This is a genomic window from Mesorhizobium sp. M7A.F.Ca.US.002.01.1.1, from assembly GCF_004022955.1.
In the GTDB taxonomy this organism is placed as follows: Bacteria; Pseudomonadota; Alphaproteobacteria; order Rhizobiales; family Rhizobiaceae; genus Mesorhizobium; species Mesorhizobium ciceri.
In genome coordinates, this window is sequence record NZ_RZQE01000625.1 from 1 (window position 1) to 2,786 (window position 2,786).

Annotated in this window: 3 protein-coding genes; 2 read left to right on the plus strand and 1 reads right to left on the minus strand. The window is 59.2% G+C overall.

Going from position 1 to position 2,786, the window contains the following annotated elements:
• The first annotated feature begins 615 nt into the window (after positions 1–615).
• On the plus strand, positions 616–963 hold the full coding sequence (locus EN932_RS33095) for a hypothetical protein (RefSeq protein WP_063170798.1): 348 nt from the start codon (positions 616–618) through the stop codon (positions 961–963).
• Positions 964–1,402: 439 nt separating this feature from the next.
• On the plus strand, positions 1,403–1,900 hold the full coding sequence (locus EN932_RS33105; protein ID WP_127368948.1) for a metallophosphoesterase family protein: 498 nt from the start codon (positions 1,403–1,405) through the stop codon (positions 1,898–1,900).
• Between the two features lie 248 nt (positions 1,901–2,148).
• Here EN932_RS33105 and EN932_RS33110 read toward each other — a convergent pair whose 3' ends face one another.
• Complete coding sequence (locus EN932_RS33110; RefSeq protein ID WP_128369402.1) at positions 2,149–2,580, minus strand: hypothetical protein; 432 nt, start codon at positions 2,578–2,580, stop codon at positions 2,149–2,151.
• Between the last annotated feature and the right edge of the window lie 206 nt (positions 2,581–2,786).

Below are 2,786 nucleotides of genomic sequence, written 5' to 3' on the forward strand. Positions count from 1 at the left end.
CCCTTGGGCTCCGTCTCGCGGACAGGCTTCGCCGGTGATGATCACACCGGCAGCTGCTGAGTGACTGCGCCCAACTCGCGCCTAACGTGGGCTGCTTCATCACATTCGCAGGCCGCTTCCTGTGTGTCAGGCTATCTGCTGCCCGCACGTATCGCGGCAGCGTCTCTAGTTCGCGCCGCGCGAATGTGGGCAAGCTCGCCAGCGAGGCACGCATACTCGTAAGCTGGTGCTTAAGGCTCGTCCGCCACCTTCGCCATCGCTGTGCCATTAAGCGGCGAAAAACGACGCGACCGCGCAGCCTGTTGGCGGCTGTAAAGCATCCGAGCGCAGTTCGTTCGGCCTCGATTGGCGCCTTTTGCAAAGCGCCGTGCAAGAACCGTGGCTCGGAGCAGGCCTTACCCGACTGGAGTCGATAGCGAGGAGAGGAGTGCTTCGTTCAAAATCCCGCCATCGTGCCAACTTGCGCGCTTGATTGTTCCATTTCAGCACGTGCGCCGCTGTCTCCATTTTTGCGACCGCTTGCCCGAAGTCGGGGTTCCTTAAAATCAAAGCGGCCGCCTCGCAACTTCGGCCGTAGTCGTACGTTGTGCGATTCACTGCGTAGGAGTTCACAACATGCCGATAACAACCCGGAAGCAAAAGAGCGACTTTGCCAATGACAAACCCATCCCCGAGGAGGATGCTGCCGTACTCGAGAGCATCGCCGGCCACGAGGATAGACACGGTGCGGGACCGGGCGTTTTGGGGTCCCACGACATCGAACAGCCGATCGGCGCGCAGCCTCGAAGCGAGATCACGGGCCGTCACGACGAGGGAGCCGGCGCAAATGAAACGGTCGACGGGTTGAGCGAGACCGAAGAGATGACCCGCAGCTTCGCGGAAGACATCCCCACGGGATTAAGCGAAGGAGATGATGAAGACGTTCCGGTTTTTGAGCGAGGGCGGACCAGAACGGATCTTTGAACCAACGACAATGCTTCGCCCGCCGGCTCGGTGGCGTGGCCCTTAGAAGCGCCTCAGACTGGCTCACCCAAAAAACGCACCGCCGATCCCTCCCCACGCCGGCATGGAATTTATACAAACCCAGGAACGACATCAGGCGGCGGCGCTCAGCAGATTAGCAGATCCGAGGGGGAACATCCCGCCACGGTGATGGTTCGGTGGCATCAAAAAGTGATTGGGAACGATGGGTAAGAAGCCCAAACAGCCCTCAGAAGCCACGGCGGATCGTGAACAGGCGATCGAAGCGCTCTACTTTGCGCGCAAGTGCGGCCTCACCAAGGAGGAGGCACTCAAGATGCTCAGGGAAGCCCAAATCAGGATCGATGATGGACCCAAAAGGAGCTCCGGCAACCGAACTTAGAAGCGATCGTCGATCGCTCGTCTCAGCCAGCGGCGGCGCATGATCTTCTTCACCTCCGACACGCATTTCAACGATCCCCGTATTCTGCGGCTTGCCCCCCGCCCCTTCAGTTCATTGGCGGGGCATGACCAAGCACTGATTGAACTTTGGAACGAGACTGTTGCTCCAAGCGACGAGGTTTGGCACCTCGGCGACTTCGCCAAGGGATCTGCCGAGACAGTGTCTTCGCTGCTGTCCCGTCTCCACGGCACCAAGCACCTGATCATCGGCAACAACGACGGCGTGGTAACGCTCGGCGCTTCGGCTTGGGCTAGCGTGCAACACTACAAGGAGCTAACTGTCGAGGGCAGTTTCCTGGTTCTTTGCCACTACCCGTTCCGCACCTGGAACCAGATCGGCAAGAAATCAATAAACCTGCACGGCCATTCTCATGGCCGGCTGAAGCCAATGACGCGCCAGCACGATGTCGGGGTCGACGCCTGGGATTTTCGCCCAGTGACTTTTGCTGCCATTCAGGCCAGGCGCCGCCGAGGTTAGCGCAGCAGATGGCCGAACGAACGACGTCGTCACGTGGTGATGCTAGCCGCAAAGAAGAATCCAGAATCCCGCCCCAGGCGTATGCAGCCTTGCCTGGACTGCAGTAAAGCGGGACCGAGGAGCGCGCCACCCGTCTGCACAGCCGTCACTACCTTGGGACAGGCGTCGGCCCCGTCGTCACCACGGCGGAGCGCTGGCGCGCCAGTCGTTCATCTCGGAACGAGCTTCAATCGCCGTCCTTGGCGACCTCAGTGCCACATTCTCTCTCTAACCCACTTAAGAAACCTGTTCCCTCCGATTGACCGACGGACTCTAGCGGCAGCCCACTGCCCTCTGAACATGGTTCCGACATGGCAACTGCAGACGATGCCATGCAATTCCCCGTCAGACAGTTCGAAGAAGCGTTTTGCTTCCCCATAGGTGTCATCCTTCAGGCCCAACGCACGCAGTAGCGGGTCCTCGAAAGCCACTGTAATCGGCGAGCCCTCGCCGCGCGCTGCGTCGCGAGCTTCCCGCTTCAGATACTCAGTGCCGGTAAGCGCTCTCAGGCGTCGCTCGGGATGTTGTTCCAGCAACTCAGCCCAGCGCTCGATGCGCTGTTGGCGGGTCATGATCGGGTATGTCGACAGGGGTTCTACTTCCGTAATTGTCTGCAGTTGGCTTAGAGTTTGGTGTTCCATCGTCGGCTCCTTTTGATTGAAGTCCCTTCCCCACAAAAATTATCGCGCACCGAGGCGCTGACAAGAGCTGATAAGGCGGCCTTACCCGAGAATGGATCGCGATGACTGCGTGCTGACCTTCAGGAACCAAAGCGCGCAAACGATGTTTATTGACCGAAGGGCATCTTAATTCCTTGGAGAGTTGAAAATGAGAACCACCCTGATTC

Excerpts from the sequence above, each read along its gene's own strand:
- EN932_RS33110 (WP_128369402.1), bottom strand. The coding sequence starts at position 2,580 with ATGGAACACCAAACTCTAAGCCAACTGCAGACAATTACGGAAGTAGAA.
- EN932_RS33095 (WP_063170798.1), top strand. The coding sequence starts at position 616 with ATGCCGATAACAACCCGGAAGCAAAAGAGCGACTTTGCCAATGACAAA.
- EN932_RS33105 (WP_127368948.1), top strand. The coding sequence starts at position 1,403 with ATGATCTTCTTCACCTCCGACACGCATTTCAACGATCCCCGTATTCTG.